Below are 15015 nucleotides of genomic sequence, written 5' to 3'. Positions count from 1 at the left end.
TTTCATCAATCTTCAGTTCGAGTAGAATGGCGAAAAATTTGTCGTGGCCTATTTTTAGTATTGCGATTAGTTAGCTTCATTAGCCTTATTGGCTAGCTAGGTTAACTAATAAAATCCTATCGGGTTGAAATTGCGTAGTAGCAAGCAGCTTGCACTATGTGCATAAGCGACAACAATTACCCTATTTCAATGATAATTGAGGTTTTATGTCTAGACACCTATTCACCTCTGAATCTGTTTCAGAAGGTCACCCGGATAAAATTGCCGATCAAATTTCTGATGCGGTATTAGACGCAATTATTGCTCAAGACAAGCATGCTCGTGTTGCTTGTGAAACTATGGTTAAAACTGGCGTTGCCATTATCTCAGGTGAGATTTCAACATCAGCTTGGGTTGATTTAGAAAGCCTAACGCGCAAAGTAATCAGTGATATTGGTTACACTTCATCAGATGTCGGCTTTGACGGTGAAACTTGTGGCATTATGAATCTGATTGGCCAGCAATCTTCTGAAATCGCACAAGGTGTTGACCGTGCAAAACCAGAAGAGCAAGGCGCTGGTGACCAAGGCTTAATGTTTGGTTACGCAACTAACGAAACGCCAACCTTTATGCCTGCACCGCTTTACTACTCTCACTTATTAGTAGAGCGCCAAGCAGAAGTTCGTAAGTCTGGTGTACTGCCTTGGTTACGCCCAGATGCAAAATCACAGGTAACGTTTGTTTATGAAAACAACAAGCCTGTTGCGATTGATGCGGTTGTACTTTCAACTCAACACAACCCTGACATCAGCCAAGAAATGTTGCACGATGCGGTAATGGAAAACATTATCAAGCACGTTCTACCAGAAGAACTGCTAACTGCCGATACTAAATATTTTATTAACCCAACGGGTAGCTTTGTGATCGGTGGCCCAGTAGGTGACTGTGGTTTAACAGGGCGTAAGATCATTGTTGATACCTACGGCGGTATGGCACGTCACGGCGGTGGCGCTTTCTCAGGTAAAGATCCATCAAAAGTTGACCGCAGTGCGGCCTACGCAGGTCGTTACGTCGCGAAGAATATCGTAGCCGCTGGCCTTGCTGAGCGCTGTGAAATTCAAGTGTCATACGCCATTGGTGTGGCAGAGCCAACGTCAATTACCGTTGAAACCTTTGGTACGGGTAAAGTTGCAGAAGACAAGCTAGTTGAACTGGTTCGTGAGCACTTCGACTTACGCCCATACGGCATTACTAAGATGCTTGACTTGCTACACCCTATGTACCAAGAAACAGCAGCTTACGGTCACTTCGGTCGCGAACCTTATGAAAAAACTGTTGATGGTGAAACCTTCACCGCATTCAGTTGGGAAAAAACAGACAAAGCTGATGCATTACGCGCAGCTGCTGGCTTGTAAGCCAAGTATATATCACTAAGAAAAAGCGCTAACGTGAATCACGTTAGCGCTTTTTTTATGTCTTGAATTCAAAATACATTCAGATTTTGAACGCTTGGGATAGACGTTATTCATACCTGAGCGCATGAACGGGATTGCGACGCGCCACCCAAGCGGCATTGCCACCAACGGTTAACCAAGCAATCAACAGTGATAAAACGCCAACGCCTAGGCAAATCGGTGCAATCCACCACGCATCAATGCGATATGGAAATGCCTGCAACCAAGTTAGCATAAAGTAAGCTGCGAGTGGCCAGGCAATAATATTGGCGAGCATCACAGGTTTAGAAAATTGCCAAATTAGCAGCTTAACAATATCTTTTACACTTGCGCCCATCACTTTACGTATGCCGATCTCTTTGGTGCGACGTTCGACGGTAAAGGCAGATAAGCCGTAAAGCCCCAAACAGGCAACAATAATCGCTAGTACAGAGAAAGCTAAAAATAATCGAGCTGTAGTGCGTTCATCTTGATATTGAGCAGCCATCATTTCAGATAAAAATTGCAAATTAATGGGGTGCTGCGGAACATTGCGCTGCCAGATATCTTCCACCTTATTCACAAGTGCAGGTAGATTTTGCGTATTAAAAGCAATATTAGCGATTCGAAAACGGCTTGGATTGAGCGTAAACACCGTTGCGCGAATGCCAAACTTCATTGAGCGAAAGTGAATATCAGGTATCACCCCAATGACCGTGAACTGATGATTTTGATTGACTAACGTTTTGCCAATGATGTTCTCAGGATTCATAAAACCAAGCTTTTTCACGGCCGTTAAATTGAGAATAATACTCGCCTGTGACTTTTCTTGTTGTGCCTCCTGTGTTTCAGTTGCATGAACAATACGATCGCGACCAAAATCTTCGCTAAATAGTCGCCCAGCAATAGGTTCAACCTCGTAGGCTTCAAAGAAACCAAAATCCATGTTGTGATAGTTTAAGAACATTGGCTCAACCATATCGCCATAATCATTTGGTTCAAGCAGCCTAAACTGATCGTTGTTTTCATCGTCTTGTGTCGGTGCTTCCGAGCTAAAGGTCACAGAATTTACTTCGGGTAAGCTAAGCAACTCTTGGCGCAAGCTTTGTAACCTGTCGGTGGCAGTGCGCACGTTAAGGATTAGTTTGTCTTCACTTTTAAAGCCGACATCAGCCATAGTCGAGTACAAGGTTTGTCCATACACAACCACTGTAGCAACCACTAACGTTATTGAAGCGGCAAACTGTACAACCACCAGAACACCGCGCATCTTTGTCGAATTAGCTGATTCACTGGCCTTACTCGCTTTTAAGATATGACTCGGAAGAAAACGTGATAAGTACAATGCTGGATAAATGCCTGCAAGAATACCTACCACAGTGGCTACTGAAATAAGGACAAGTAACAAACTTGGATCATCAAAAAGCTGCAGTTGCAAACTCGTGCCAAGAATTTGGTTGTAAAAAGGTAATACTATCTCTGATGCAGCAACCGCAAACAATAGCGCGACAAATACTAAGATAATCGCTTCGCTGAGAAACTGCACCGCCACCTGTTTACGTGAAGCACCAAGTACTTTGCGCATGGCAACTTCCTTCGCCCTTTTGCTCGCCTTGGCAGTCGCTAAATTCATAAAGTTAATACAAGCAATGATTAACACAATTAACGCAACCACCGAGAAAGTGCGGATCATATTGGCGTCCCCCATCGGTGTTAAGTCGCCCATATTACCGGCATCCTGTTTAGCATTGAGGTGCAAATCGGTGAGCTTCATGACTTTGATATTAAAAAAGTCTGTGACTTTTCTGCCGGCTGCTTTGTCACCTACAAGTTGCTGCCACATCGCGCCAAATGGGCTTTCGTTATCTAACCAATAGTTGATTCGCTCTTGCAATTGCGCTGCACTCACCTGCGGCTTTAACTTGAAGTAAGTGTAAACATTTACGCTAGTCCAAGTGTCCAACACATTATTCCCCGGCGGAAAAAGTGCCGGTTGCAAGTAGAACAGCATATTAATATCAAGATGAGTTTCACTTGGCAGGTCTTTGACAACGCCAGTAATCATTACGTCAGCAGGGCCTTGCGGGCCAACACAACAAACAGAAAGCGTTTCACCAACAACATCGGTACGACCAAAATATTTATGAGCTAGCGCCTCTGTCACCACTAAGTTCATCGGCTGGCTAAACGAAGACTGGCGATCACCATGAACAAAAGGCAATTGGAAAACGTCTAAAAAGCTACCATCAGCCATCGTAATGGCCTCATCGAAGATGTTTTCACCTTTGCGAATGGTCAAATTCCACTGAATCAAACGAACGCCTGTTTCAACTTCTGCACGCGCGTAATCTCGCACGGCTTCCATGATTCGACCTGGCGATCTCACCGTTAAAAATGGTTGTCTATCTGGCATGGTATAGGCGGTATGAATACGAACAACTTGCTCATGTTGAGGCAACCACTTGTCATAGCCAGTCTCAGCTCGGACAAATAGCATGATCAAAATACAGCTCATTAGCCCAACAGCTAAACCAAAAATATTAATGGCAGAAAAGACACCGTTTTTAACGATATTGCGCCACGCGGTTACTAAATAGTTTCTAAACATTTTGACTTCCTCGCTTAGGCCGCCCGAACGTTTTCAGTCACGACATGGCCGTCAAATAAATTAATGGTGCGCTTGGCATAATCCGCGTGTGCTGGGCTATGGGTCACCATCACAATCGTTGTGCCACCATCGTTAAGGGTGCGCAGCATGTCCATCACTTCTTGGCCATGAGCGCTATCAAGGTTACCGGTTGGCTCATCGGCAAGAATCAGCTGCTGATCACCAACAATGGCACGTGCCACTGCGACACGCTGTTGTTGACCGCCAGAGAGTTGGCTTGGCATATGACTCGCGCGATGACCAATGCCGACCTTATCCATGATTTGGGTGACTCGTGCTTTACGCTCAGCGGCGGGGATATTGTGATAAAGCAAGGCAAGCTCGATATTTTCCGCCACAGTTAATTCATCAATTAAGTTAAAGTTTTGAAAAATAAACCCAATATGCTTTTTACGCAGCGATGCCAATTGCCCTTCACCATAGCCTGAGACATCTTCACCATTAAATAGGTATTGACCGCCTGTAGGTGAATCCAACATGCCTATGGTATTGAGCAAGGTCGACTTACCGCAGCCAGATGGCCCCATAATGGCGACAAACTCACCTTGGTCTATTTCAATATTGACGCCATTGAGCGCTAAGGTTTCCACTTCATCGGTTTGATAAACCCGCGATAAGTTATGTAGTTTTAGCATCTTGTTTTTCCTGTAGTTAATTTTGTCATTAAGTCTGTTATTATCTCGGTAAATATTGCGATTAGTTGCTTGGCTAATTAAGAGCAAATTGCTCGTTTATTTATCAGAAAGCGCCAAGCGCTCAATATCTCGATAGCTGGTATAGGGGCTAGTGATCACTTGCTCACCTTGCTCAAGGCCGTCAAGCACTTCAATAAACTGATTATTACGGCGACCTAAACGAACTGTGCGTTTTATTGCTTCGCTACTACCTGGCGCAACCACAAAGACCCAGTTACCACCGGTATCTTGGTAAAAAGCACCGTTAGGTAGCAATAGTGCTTTACTGGCATCTCCCAGTGTTAATTTGGTTTGTACGGTTTGGCCACGGCGAATGCCGCTTGGCTGCTCACCAGCGAAGGTAAAATCGACTTCAAACTGGCCGTTTTGCACTTGTGGGTAAATCTTGCTGATCGTCAGCGGGTACTGCTCATAGCTCGCCTGTTGGCCGAGATCAACGCGGCCAAGATAGAATTCATCAATAAAGGCAGTGACTTTATAATCATTGGGCGTGTCGATTTGCCCTAAGCGCTCACCGCGGCCAATACTTTGCCCCACTTCAACATTAAAGCCTGACAACTTGCCAGCGACGGGCGCACGAACATTCATGTTTTCTAAATTTTCGCGGGAAATCGCCAAGTTGCTTTCTAAACGCTCACCCGTTTGTTTTAAAAAGACCAGTTGCGATTCCTGCATACGCGTATCTGACGCTTGGCTTTCCAGCGTCACTTCCCGCTGGTTGATATACCACTGCAGGGTATCGCGGGTATCATCAAACTGAGATTTTGACACAGCGCCACTAGCCACTAATTCTTGTTCACGCGCCACTTGGCGCGTTAGCAATTTAATTTGATACTCAATATCAATCAGGTTACGTTTATGGCGCAGACGATTTTGCTCTAAATTGAGCTCAATCGAGCGCATGTTATTAAGCTGCTCTGCCACTCTCGCTTCATTACCCAGCACACTTAATTGCAAGGAAGCATTGGATAGCTCAACAATTAAATCTCCTGCGGCAAGCGCAGCACCATCTTCCACTAAGATTCGTTCAACCCGACCGCCTTCAATCGCGTCTAAGTACAAGGTTTTAGCTGGCGCTATGCGACCACGAACCGGAATAAAATCTTCGAAGGTGCCACTGGTAACGGTTGAAATCACCACTCGCTCGCTATTAATCGCGAGCACTTTGCCACCGGTTTGCTGGCTAATATTAACGCCTAGCCAAAGGACAAAGCCGAGTGTGGCTACACTGAGTACCAATTTAGGCCAAACGTTTTTTTTCTTTGCTAGTTTGCGATCCATACCGGCTCCAGCTTTTGCTTGCCCTGCATATGGTGGCTGCGCCTGCTCTTGATTTGCCTTTGGCGTAACGGCTTTTAATGAATTACTCATATACTTGTTGTCTTAATGTTTGCTTATTACTTTCTGGCTATTGATTAGCTGTGTTATCACCACCCAACACTCAAATAATTCGCTATTTGAGGTGATTGGCGCAAACTTTGCGAGCTAACCTTTAGTGATTGAAAACAAATGAAACAAGAATCACACCAACAAAGTTAGTTATTGATTTTTATAGCCTTTTTATAAAGCACTAAGAAATAGTAATGAAAAAACTGTACGTTTATGAACACTAGGTGTACGTTTATGAACAGTTTGGACAACGCAGTGCTATAGGAATAAGTGCTTTGAAAAGTAAGTGCTGTAGAAATAAGTGCTTTGAAAGTAAGCACTTTGTATGCACATACCAAAACGCGCACGAAAAAATAAATTAAGAGAGTTAAGTGAAACAACAGGGTCATATTCTTATTGTCGATGACGACCAAGATATCTTGGTTGCTGGCAAGCTATTACTGAAACGAAAATTCAGCCAAGTCGATATCTGCAACCGACCAGAGCAATTACCAAGCCTACTGGCTGATAACAGCTTTGATGTGATTTTGCTGGATATGAACTTTGGTCCCGGCGAAAGCTCTGGTCAGCAAGGTTTTCACTGGCTAAGCCAAATTCAGCAACTAGCACCTGAAGTAGTAGTGATCATGATCACTGCCCACGGCGGCGTTGATATTGCCGTAGAGGCGATCAAACAAGGAGCGACCGACTTTATAGCCAAGCCTTGGCATAACGAAAAAGTAATTGCCACCGTGACTACTGCGTTAGAGCTTAAACACACCCGCGCCGAATCACAGCAACTAAAAGTGACCAATCAAGCCTTGGTTCAAGCAACTACAACCCGTAGCGACGCCATTATTGGTGACTCCCCTGCGATGCAAAACGTGCACTCACTGGTCAGCCGAGCTGCGCCAACCGATGCCAATGTGTTGATTTTAGGAGAAAACGGTACAGGTAAAGAGCTGATCGCTCGTGATATTCATCGCCAAAGTGCGCGCGCAGAGCAAGTATTTTTATCGGTCGATTTAGGGGCGATTTCAGAATCGCTATTCGAAAGTGAACTATTTGGCCATAAAAAAGGGGCATTTACTGGCGCTCAACAAGACAGAATTGGCAAAATCAAAGCCGCCGAAGGTGGTACATTGTTTCTCGACGAGATAGGTAATCTGCCACTTCACTTGCAAGCCAAGTTACTGACCGTTTTAGAGCAGCGCAAAGTCACGCCGCTAGGTAGCAACCAGGAAGAAGCGTTTAATATTCGTATCGTCGCTGCCACTAATGTTAGTAAAGCTAAGTTATGTGATGAGCAGTACTTTCGCCAAGATTTGCTATTTCGCTTAAATACGGTGGAAATCACCCTACCGCCACTGCGTGAACGTCGCAAAGATATTATTGCTATCGCCGAGCATTTTATTACTCTGTACTGTAAAAAATACCAAAAAGCGAAATTACAACTTAGTGACGAAGCGAAAGCCGCCATGCTTGATTACCAATGGCCCGGTAATATTCGCGCACTGCGCCATGCGATAGAACGTGCCATTATTTTATGCGAGGGTGATACCTTGAGCCCGCAAGACTTCCAATTAACACATGACACACCTAGCGTCGCTTCATATAGCCAAGCCGATAAAGCACCAAACACTGTCAGCTTGCCAGACGAGTTAAACCTCGATGCCATTGAAAAAATGGCGATTGCTCAAGCATTAAAAAAGCACGTTTACAATATCAGTCACACCGCTAAGGAGCTGGGTTTAACACGCGCTGCGCTCTATCGCCGGATGGAAAAACATGGGCTTTAAACAATTTTCCCTACGCATTATTAGCCGCACCATATTGGCAATGGTTTCATTGCTCTTGCTAAGCCTGCTGCTTAGCCAGCCCGGTTATCATGCTGCCACTATATTGCTCACTGCGCTGCTTATCGCCCAGCTTTATGAATTAATTCGCTATGTTAACAAAACCAATGGCGAGCTAGTGCGATTTTTCGAGGCGGCGCGCCATGCGGATTATTCGCAGCGTTTTGATTTAAGTGAGCTAGGTACAGGTTTTGATGAACTTGGCAAAGCCTTTGGTGATATTCTTGAGCGTTTGCAACAGGCGAGAAATCAAAAAGAAGAAACCTTGCGCCATCTCAAAGCGGTAGTTGAACATGTGCCTGTGCCACTGATCAGCCTAGTTTCGACTGAAAAGAACACCCACAACAAGCTTACCTTATGGAACAATAGCGCACGACGCCTATTCGGCACCCACTCAGTCACTAAGCTTAGCGACCTTGATAAATTTCACCCCGACTTTAGCTCACGCCTTGTCAGCCTGACACCCGGTGAGCGCTCACTGATCACCATCAAAATTGACGATACCCCACATCAACTCAGTATTTCAGCGACCGCCATCACGATTGGTCAACAGCAGGAATTATTGATCAGTTTGCAGGATATTCAATCTGAGCTGGATGCCGCTCAGCTCAGCGCATGGCAGGACTTAGTGCGCGTGCTAACCCATGAGATTATGAACAGCATTACACCTGTCGCGTCGCTAGCAAAAACTGCTGTTGATTTGGTTGACGATGTTGCTAAGCAGGTAACGAATCAACCAGAATTAGTCGAAGAGCTCAACGATGTCACCGACGCGGTAAATACAGTCGCCAGGCGAAGTGATGGCTTAATGCAGTTTGTTACCAGCTACCGACGCCTAACTCGCTTACCACCGCCGAATAAGCAGACCATCAAACTGAGCGAGTTTTTTGACAATGTTGAACGCCTTGCTTGCCAACATTGGTCGAGCAAAGGTATTCAATATCAGTTTAGCGTGATCCCTACTAGCCTGACGCTAACGGCAGATGCCGATATGTTAGAACAAGTACTGATTAACTTATTGCAAAATGCCGAACATGCCGTTGCAGAGACCAAGCAAGCTCAAATTACCGTTACTGCCAACCTTAATGCCCGTGGCCGTGTGCTGATTGAAGTCAGTGATAATGGGTGTGGCATTAACGAAGAAGTTGCAGAAAAGATCTTTGTTCCATTTTTTACTACAAAACGCGAGGGCTCAGGAGTTGGCTTAGCACTGACTCGGCAAATTATGCTGGCCCATGGCGGTTTTATCAGTTTGGCGAATAATTCTGATTTGGGCTGCACTTTTAACTTAACCTTTTAGCTGAAATGCGGTGCTTAGTTGCAGTCAAATTTGTTGCAATAAAAAGCGCTAAAACAGATTTACACAAAAGTTAATTTAAACAATGTAAGCTAGTAGACAATAGAATCTAGTAGTTAAAACTACGCAAACATTACACACCGCTGTTAAGCTCTATCTATCACCTTACTCGCTAAGGTGCTCACTAAGGTATAAGGTAAACAGCATGCAGCCTACTGATCCCAACCTGCCCTTAATTGCGATTTATGCACTTACTATAGTGCTAATTACCGCCCTACTAATTTCAGCAATTGCAGCAATCGTCGCCATTAAGAATGCGCCAGAGGCGGCTTCAAATTCACTTAAAGAGTTCTTTAATGGTGGTAACTCGCTAAAAATTCTTACCGTTTTTGCAATTTTAGTCACCGCAGCTTACTTAGCCTTAGCGGGGCAGCTATCGGAGGCGGCCATCGCTTTACTTAGCTCCATTGCTGGCTATGTGCTTGGGTCACTCAAACGTGAAGCCTAATTTTCAGTGTGAAAATTTTAGTAAGCAGTCTTGTTTTTTGCCCTGCCAATCCCAATCTTGTAAGCATTCTAACAAGCTGATTTTTAGACAATATCGCAATGCGTAACCCTCGAATTTACCTTAATCAGGCATTAGCCGTGAATACTCAAGTGCAATTATCTGATGATGCCTTCGGTCATGTGGTCAGGGTATTGCGATTAAGCGATGGTGACCCGATTACTTTGTTTAATGGGCAAATTAATGAGGGAGAAACTGCTCCTTACTATGCTCAATATCAAGCACGCTTAGTCAATGTCACGAAAAAGCAGGCATTTGCGCAAATTGAGGGCGAGCAAATTGTTGAAAACGAATCGCCGCTAAATATTCATTTAGGGCAAGGTATTTCGCGCGGTGATCGTATGGATTTCACCTTGCAGAAATCGGTTGAGCTCGGGGTGCAAACCATAACGCCACTATTTACGGAACGTTGTGGCGTGAAGCTAACTGGTGATCGCCTCAAGAAAAAACAGGAGCAATGGCAAAAAATTGTCATTAGCGCTTGTGAGCAAAGTGGCCGTTGCTTAGTGCCAGAAGTGAAAGCGCCGGTTAGCTTAAGCGAATGGCAAACACAGCAAACGGAAGCATTAAAATTAAATTTACATCCACGTGCCCAGCATTCAATTATGAGTTTGCCGGTGGAAACCAATCAAGTGCGCTTACTGATTGGCCCTGAAGGTGGCCTCAGTGACGAAGAGATTAACAGCGCCCGTGATGCTGGCTTTACCGACGTATTACTTGGGCCACGTGTATTAAGAACTGAAACTGCCGCGCTAACTGCGATTACGGCATTACAATGTCGCTTTGGCGATTTATAGGAAACAGTATGACGATTAAACTTGGGGTCGTAATGGACCCAATTTCTGAAGTAAAAGTACAAAAAGACTCGTCAATGGCGATGATGTTGGAAGCACAGCAACGTGGCTACCAATTATTTTATATCGAAATGAATGACTTATACCTTGAGCAAGGTGAGTGCCGAGCAACCGTTCGCCCAGTAAAAGTCTACGATGATGCCGAGCATTGGTACGATTTAGACGAAGCACAAGATATTTCGTTAACTGACCTAGACGCGGTATTAATGCGAAAAGATCCGCCGTTTGATACCGAATATATCTACGCTACTTACATGCTGGAGCGCGCCGAACAAGCGGGTACCTTAATCGTTAACAAGCCACAAAGCTTACGTGACTGTAATGAAAAATTATTTACCGCCTGGTTCCCTGAGCTTACGCCAAAAACACTCGTAACCCGCAGCAGTGATCGAATTCGCGCATTCCATCAACAAGAAAAAGACGTGATCATCAAGCCACTTGATGGCATGGGTGGTTCATCGATTTTCCGCATTAAAGAAGGCGATGCCAACGTTGGTGTGATCATTGAAACTTTAACCGCGCATGGCAGTCAATATGCTATGGTGCAAGAGTATATGCCAGCAATTAAAGACGGCGACAAACGCATCCTAATTGTTAACGGCGAAGTGATGCCATACTGCTTAGCGCGTATTCCGGCGCAAGGCGAAACCCGTGGCAACTTAGCAGCAGGTGGCAGCGGTGAGCCAAGACCACTTTCTGCTAGCGACAAGCTGATTGCAGAAACGATTGCACCAGAGCTGAAAAAACGCGGTTTATTCTTTGTTGGTCTTGATGTAATCGGCGATAAGGTCACTGAAATTAACGTCACTAGCCCAACCTGCATTCGTGAAATTGAAGCGGCGTTTGCCATTAACATATCAGGCAAGTTAATGGACGCTATTGAGCAAGAATTGGCTCAGCGCTAACTCAGTTGCCGTATCAAAAAAGCTGTATCAGAAAAAAGGAGCACTCGATGGAAAGTTTAGAAAATCAGTTGTTAATTGCTATGCCAACCATGGGTGATCCTTTTTTTAGCCGCACCGTCACCTATATTTGTGAACACAATGACGATGGCGCGATGGGGCTGATCATTAACTTGCCAGTCGAGCTCACTCTGAACGAGTTGTTAGAGCAAATTGACGCCGACAAGCCTCAGCTTGACTCGCTTGAGCAACAAGTACTGACCGGTGGCCCAGTTGCTCAGCAACGCGGCTTTGTTTTACATAGCCCGCAAGATTGCTGGTCAAGCTCACTCGCATTAAGCGATGAAGTGATGATCACCACCTCAAAAGATATTTTAATGGCATTAGGTACGGAGCAAGCACCACCACAATTTATGGTTACCCTTGGCTATGCTGGCTGGGGCCCAGGCCAATTAGAAAAAGAAATTGCCGAAAACTCGTGGTTAACCACGCCTGCTGATAACAAAATATTGTTTGAAACACCCATCGAGCAACGCTGGCAAAAAGCGACAGAAAAGTTAGGTATCGACCTTGCCCATCTATCATCTGATGTTGGCCATGCCTAGCATATCAAAGCGCTAATCCACTTAGCTTGAGCTATACATAACTGCGAATACTGCACTTTGTTAATTTTCTTTGGGGATAACAAAGTGTAGACTTACCTTCTATTATCATCACCTTAAAAGCGAGTAGCGTATATCTCTACTGCTCTGGCTTTTATCGCGAACATACAATCATCTTGAGAGTTACATTCAATGGCGAAATCCAAGCGTCCTGTCGGTGAGCGCACCGCCCTAGGTTTTGATTTTGGTAAAAAATATATTGGCGTTGCTGTTGGCCAAGAAATTACCGGTACCGCTTCGCCACTAGGCTCAGTTAAAGCGAAAGACGGTATTCCCCAATGGGATGCACTGACTAAATTTATCGAGCAATGGCAGCCTGATTACCTGATTGTTGGCTTACCGCTGAACATGGATGGCAGTGAGCAACAACTTACCCGAGATGCCAAAAAATTTGGTAATCGCTTATTTGGTCGATACGGACTTACGGTTGAGTTTAATGACGAACGCTTAACCACAGCAGCGGCAAAAGAATCGTTATTTGCCCGCGGCGGTTATCGTAATCTCGCCAAAGATAATATTGACGCCGAATCGGCGAAGCTGATTGTTGAAAGCTTTTTTGAGCAGCTATACGGTTAAGTTTCAAACTAGCGCATTAATGGCTTATCAACTCAGGGATCCTTTCTTTGATTAATATCTTATCGATTATTAGTCCACTGCTCATCTTGGCATTGCTTGGTTACTTAATCGCAAAACGTCAATGGCTTACTGACGGCCAGCTAAGCGGGTTAAGCAAAATTACCTTTACGATTTTTATTCCGGCCTTTTTGTTTTATCGCATGGCAACCGCCGACTTGGCCAGTGTGTTAAACCCATTACCAATAGCCGCTTTTTATTTCCCCGTACTGCTCTGTTTTGCACTGGGGTTTACGCTTAACTTTCTGCTCCATCCTGATTACAAAAAGCATCGCGGCGGCTCCGCGGTATTTGCGCTAGCTAGCAGTTACTCCAACAACATAATTGTCGGTTTACCACTTTTGCTCTTGGTCATCGGTGATAGCGCACTGCCCATTATATTTCTTATTGTTACCTTTCATAGCGCGATGCTATTTGCGCTGACTAGCGCGATTGCGGCGAGCCAACATATTGAAGTTAAAAATAACAGTGCAGAGCAAGGTATCAATTGGCTAAACTTTGCCAAACAAACACTCACCAACCCACTCGTTTTTGGTATTCTTTCGGGCTTGCTGGTTAATGCACTCGGCATAACCATTCCAGCATTAATCGCTCGACCACTTGAAATGTTAGGTCAACCAGCCATCACCTTAGCATTGATTGCGCTAGGTGCCTCGATTGCCAAATACGATATCCGCGGTGAACGCCGCTTTATCGCGCTTGCTAGCTCAATTAAATTGATTATCTTACCGCTGCTAGTTTACCTAATGGCAAAATATGCTTTTGCACTGGATACACTTATCGTGCAAGTGTTAGTGATTTTAAGTGCTTGCCCTACGGGCGTTAATGCCTACTTAATTGCTCAGCAACATCAAGTTCACCGTAAAGCTGTTGCCAGTAGCGTGGTAGTCAGCACAATTACGGCAGTAATCACTCTGCCACTTTGGCTAATTTGGCTTGGCCTTGCATAAGCAATAGGTAACATTATTTTTCGCCTAGTTTTGAAGCTAGAAAGTTTGCAAAAGTACAAATGACTCTTAGCACAAGCCGTATTGACAGATTTATCGCGAACTACCTGAACATCAATCGCAAGCAGGTACGTTTGCTTGTCGCGCAACAGCGTGTTGTTATTGATGGTGATATTGCCACTCGCGTTGACCAGCTCATCAATAAGTTTTCAGTAATTGCACTGGATGGCCAAATCATCCAAAACCATAGCGCTCATTACTTGATGCTGCACAAGCCTGTTGGGGTCGTATGTGCAACCAAAGATCAGCAGCACAACACCATTATAGACTTAATTAACGAGCCTTATAAACACGAGCTGCACATTGTTGGTCGCCTTGATTTAAATACCTCTGGGCTGGTGTTGCTGACCAATGATAGCCGCTGGTCAGAAGCCCTGACCGATCCCAAACACAAAGTTGAAAAGCACTATCTGGTAACACTTGCCAATAAACTCACAACTGAATACATCGGCGCCTTTAATGATGGTATGTACTTCGGTTTTGAAGACATCACCACCCAACCCGCCAAACTGACTATTCTCGACGACTACCGTGCTCATGTGGTGTTAACCGAAGGAAAGTACCATCAAATAAAGCGTATGTTTGGTCGATTTCGCAATCCTGTTGTCGCACTACATCGACAACAAGTTGGGAACATTATGCTGCCAGAATCACTTGCTAGTGGCGACTACCGACCGCTATCTCAAGATGAAATCTTACGCGCAAAAGCATAGCAGCTTGACGGTATTGTCCTACCCCCTTCAATAAGCAACACGAAAAAATCGCCCTGCTAATTAAAGAGGCTTACAAAGCACCTTTTAAATAAAGTCTTCCTTGAATGCACTACGCAAAAAAGTCTTATTTACAACTGCTAAACATAAAAGCTAAGACTTACTAGCTAGTCTAAATATTTCCAAAACTTAGATCTCTCGCTTATCTTAGCAGTGCAATTTATAGTCACCGAACCAGGAAAACTTGTGCCAAATCAATTTATTATTAAGTGCTGATAAAAAGCTCTAGATTTATTTTCTCTCTTGACTAAACTCAAACCTAAATAAGATCCAGATCACGCATGATAATTATTATCATTAGCATTGATTTTATAAATTAGATTCTT

13 protein-coding genes are annotated in these 15015 nt (G+C 44.5%); 10 read left to right on the top strand and 3 right to left on the bottom strand.

What is annotated here, in order from left to right; genetic code table 11:
- Nucleotides 1-206 precede the first annotated feature (206 nt).
- On the top strand, nt 207-1394 hold the full coding sequence (gene metK, locus DXX94_RS16610) for a methionine adenosyltransferase (protein WP_116000977.1): 1188 nt from the start codon (nt 207-209) through the stop codon (nt 1392-1394).
- 106 nt (nt 1395-1500) lie between these two features.
- Here metK and DXX94_RS16605 read toward each other — a convergent pair whose 3' ends face one another.
- From DXX94_RS16605 to DXX94_RS16595, 3 genes are all read right to left on the bottom strand, one after another.
- A complete protein-coding gene (locus tag DXX94_RS16605) occupies nt 1501-4020 on the bottom strand; it encodes an ABC transporter permease (RefSeq protein WP_116017609.1) in 2520 nt (839 codons plus the stop codon).
- Between the two features lie 14 nt (nt 4021-4034).
- Nucleotides 4035-4715: an ABC transporter ATP-binding protein gene (locus DXX94_RS16600; RefSeq protein ID WP_116017607.1), complete on the bottom strand. Its 681-nt coding sequence runs from the start codon at nt 4713-4715 to the stop codon at nt 4035-4037.
- Between the two features lie 96 nt (nt 4716-4811).
- Complete coding sequence (locus DXX94_RS16595; RefSeq protein ID WP_116017605.1) at nt 4812-6146, bottom strand: efflux RND transporter periplasmic adaptor subunit; 1335 nt, start codon at nt 6144-6146, stop codon at nt 4812-4814.
- A gap of 389 nt (nt 6147-6535) precedes the next feature.
- On the opposite strand from DXX94_RS16595, the gene DXX94_RS16590 reads away from it, so the two are divergent.
- The 9 genes from DXX94_RS16590 to DXX94_RS16550 all read left to right on the top strand — a co-directional run bounded on the left by DXX94_RS16590 (nt 6536) and on the right by DXX94_RS16550 (nt 14632).
- Nucleotides 6536-7942, top strand: coding sequence for a sigma-54-dependent transcriptional regulator (locus DXX94_RS16590; protein ID WP_116017603.1), 1407 nt, complete (start codon nt 6536-6538; stop codon nt 7940-7942).
- Complete coding sequence (locus DXX94_RS16585; protein ID WP_116017601.1) at nt 7932-9299, top strand: sensor histidine kinase; 1368 nt, start codon at nt 7932-7934, stop codon at nt 9297-9299. Before DXX94_RS16590 ends, DXX94_RS16585 begins: the two co-directional genes overlap by 11 nt.
- A gap of 202 nt (nt 9300-9501) precedes the next feature.
- Complete coding sequence (locus tag DXX94_RS16580) at nt 9502-9804, top strand: hypothetical protein (RefSeq protein WP_116000983.1); 303 nt, start codon at nt 9502-9504, stop codon at nt 9802-9804.
- A 98-nt stretch (nt 9805-9902) separates the two neighbouring features.
- Entirely contained in the window at nt 9903-10658 is a 756-nt protein-coding gene (gene rsmE, locus DXX94_RS16575) for a 16S rRNA (uracil(1498)-N(3))-methyltransferase (protein WP_116017599.1), read from the top strand.
- Nucleotides 10659-10666: 8 nt separating this feature from the next.
- On the top strand, nt 10667-11620 hold the full coding sequence (gshB, locus tag DXX94_RS16570) for a glutathione synthase (RefSeq protein WP_116017597.1): 954 nt from the start codon (nt 10667-10669) through the stop codon (nt 11618-11620).
- Between the two features lie 47 nt (nt 11621-11667).
- Entirely contained in the window at nt 11668-12222 is a 555-nt protein-coding gene (locus tag DXX94_RS16565) for a YqgE/AlgH family protein (protein WP_116000986.1), read from the top strand.
- A 189-nt stretch (nt 12223-12411) separates the two neighbouring features.
- Nucleotides 12412-12855, top strand: a complete 444-nt coding sequence (gene ruvX, locus DXX94_RS16560) for a Holliday junction resolvase RuvX (RefSeq protein ID WP_116017595.1) — start codon at nt 12412-12414, stop codon at nt 12853-12855.
- A 47-nt stretch (nt 12856-12902) separates the two neighbouring features.
- Nucleotides 12903-13862 (top strand): AEC family transporter, encoded by a 960-nt coding sequence (locus DXX94_RS16555; RefSeq protein WP_116017593.1) that lies wholly within the window; start codon nt 12903-12905, stop codon nt 13860-13862.
- A 59-nt stretch (nt 13863-13921) separates the two neighbouring features.
- On the top strand, nt 13922-14632 hold the full coding sequence (locus DXX94_RS16550) for a pseudouridine synthase (RefSeq protein ID WP_116017591.1): 711 nt from the start codon (nt 13922-13924) through the stop codon (nt 14630-14632).
- Nucleotides 14633-15015 lie beyond the last annotated feature (383 nt).

The sequence above is a fragment of the Thalassotalea euphylliae genome (assembly GCF_003390375.1).
Taxonomy (GTDB): Bacteria; Pseudomonadota; Gammaproteobacteria; order Enterobacterales; family Alteromonadaceae; genus Thalassotalea_F; species Thalassotalea_F euphylliae_A.
The sequence above is the reverse complement of the archived record's forward strand: the minus strand, read 5'-3'. Positions and strand labels throughout refer to the sequence as shown.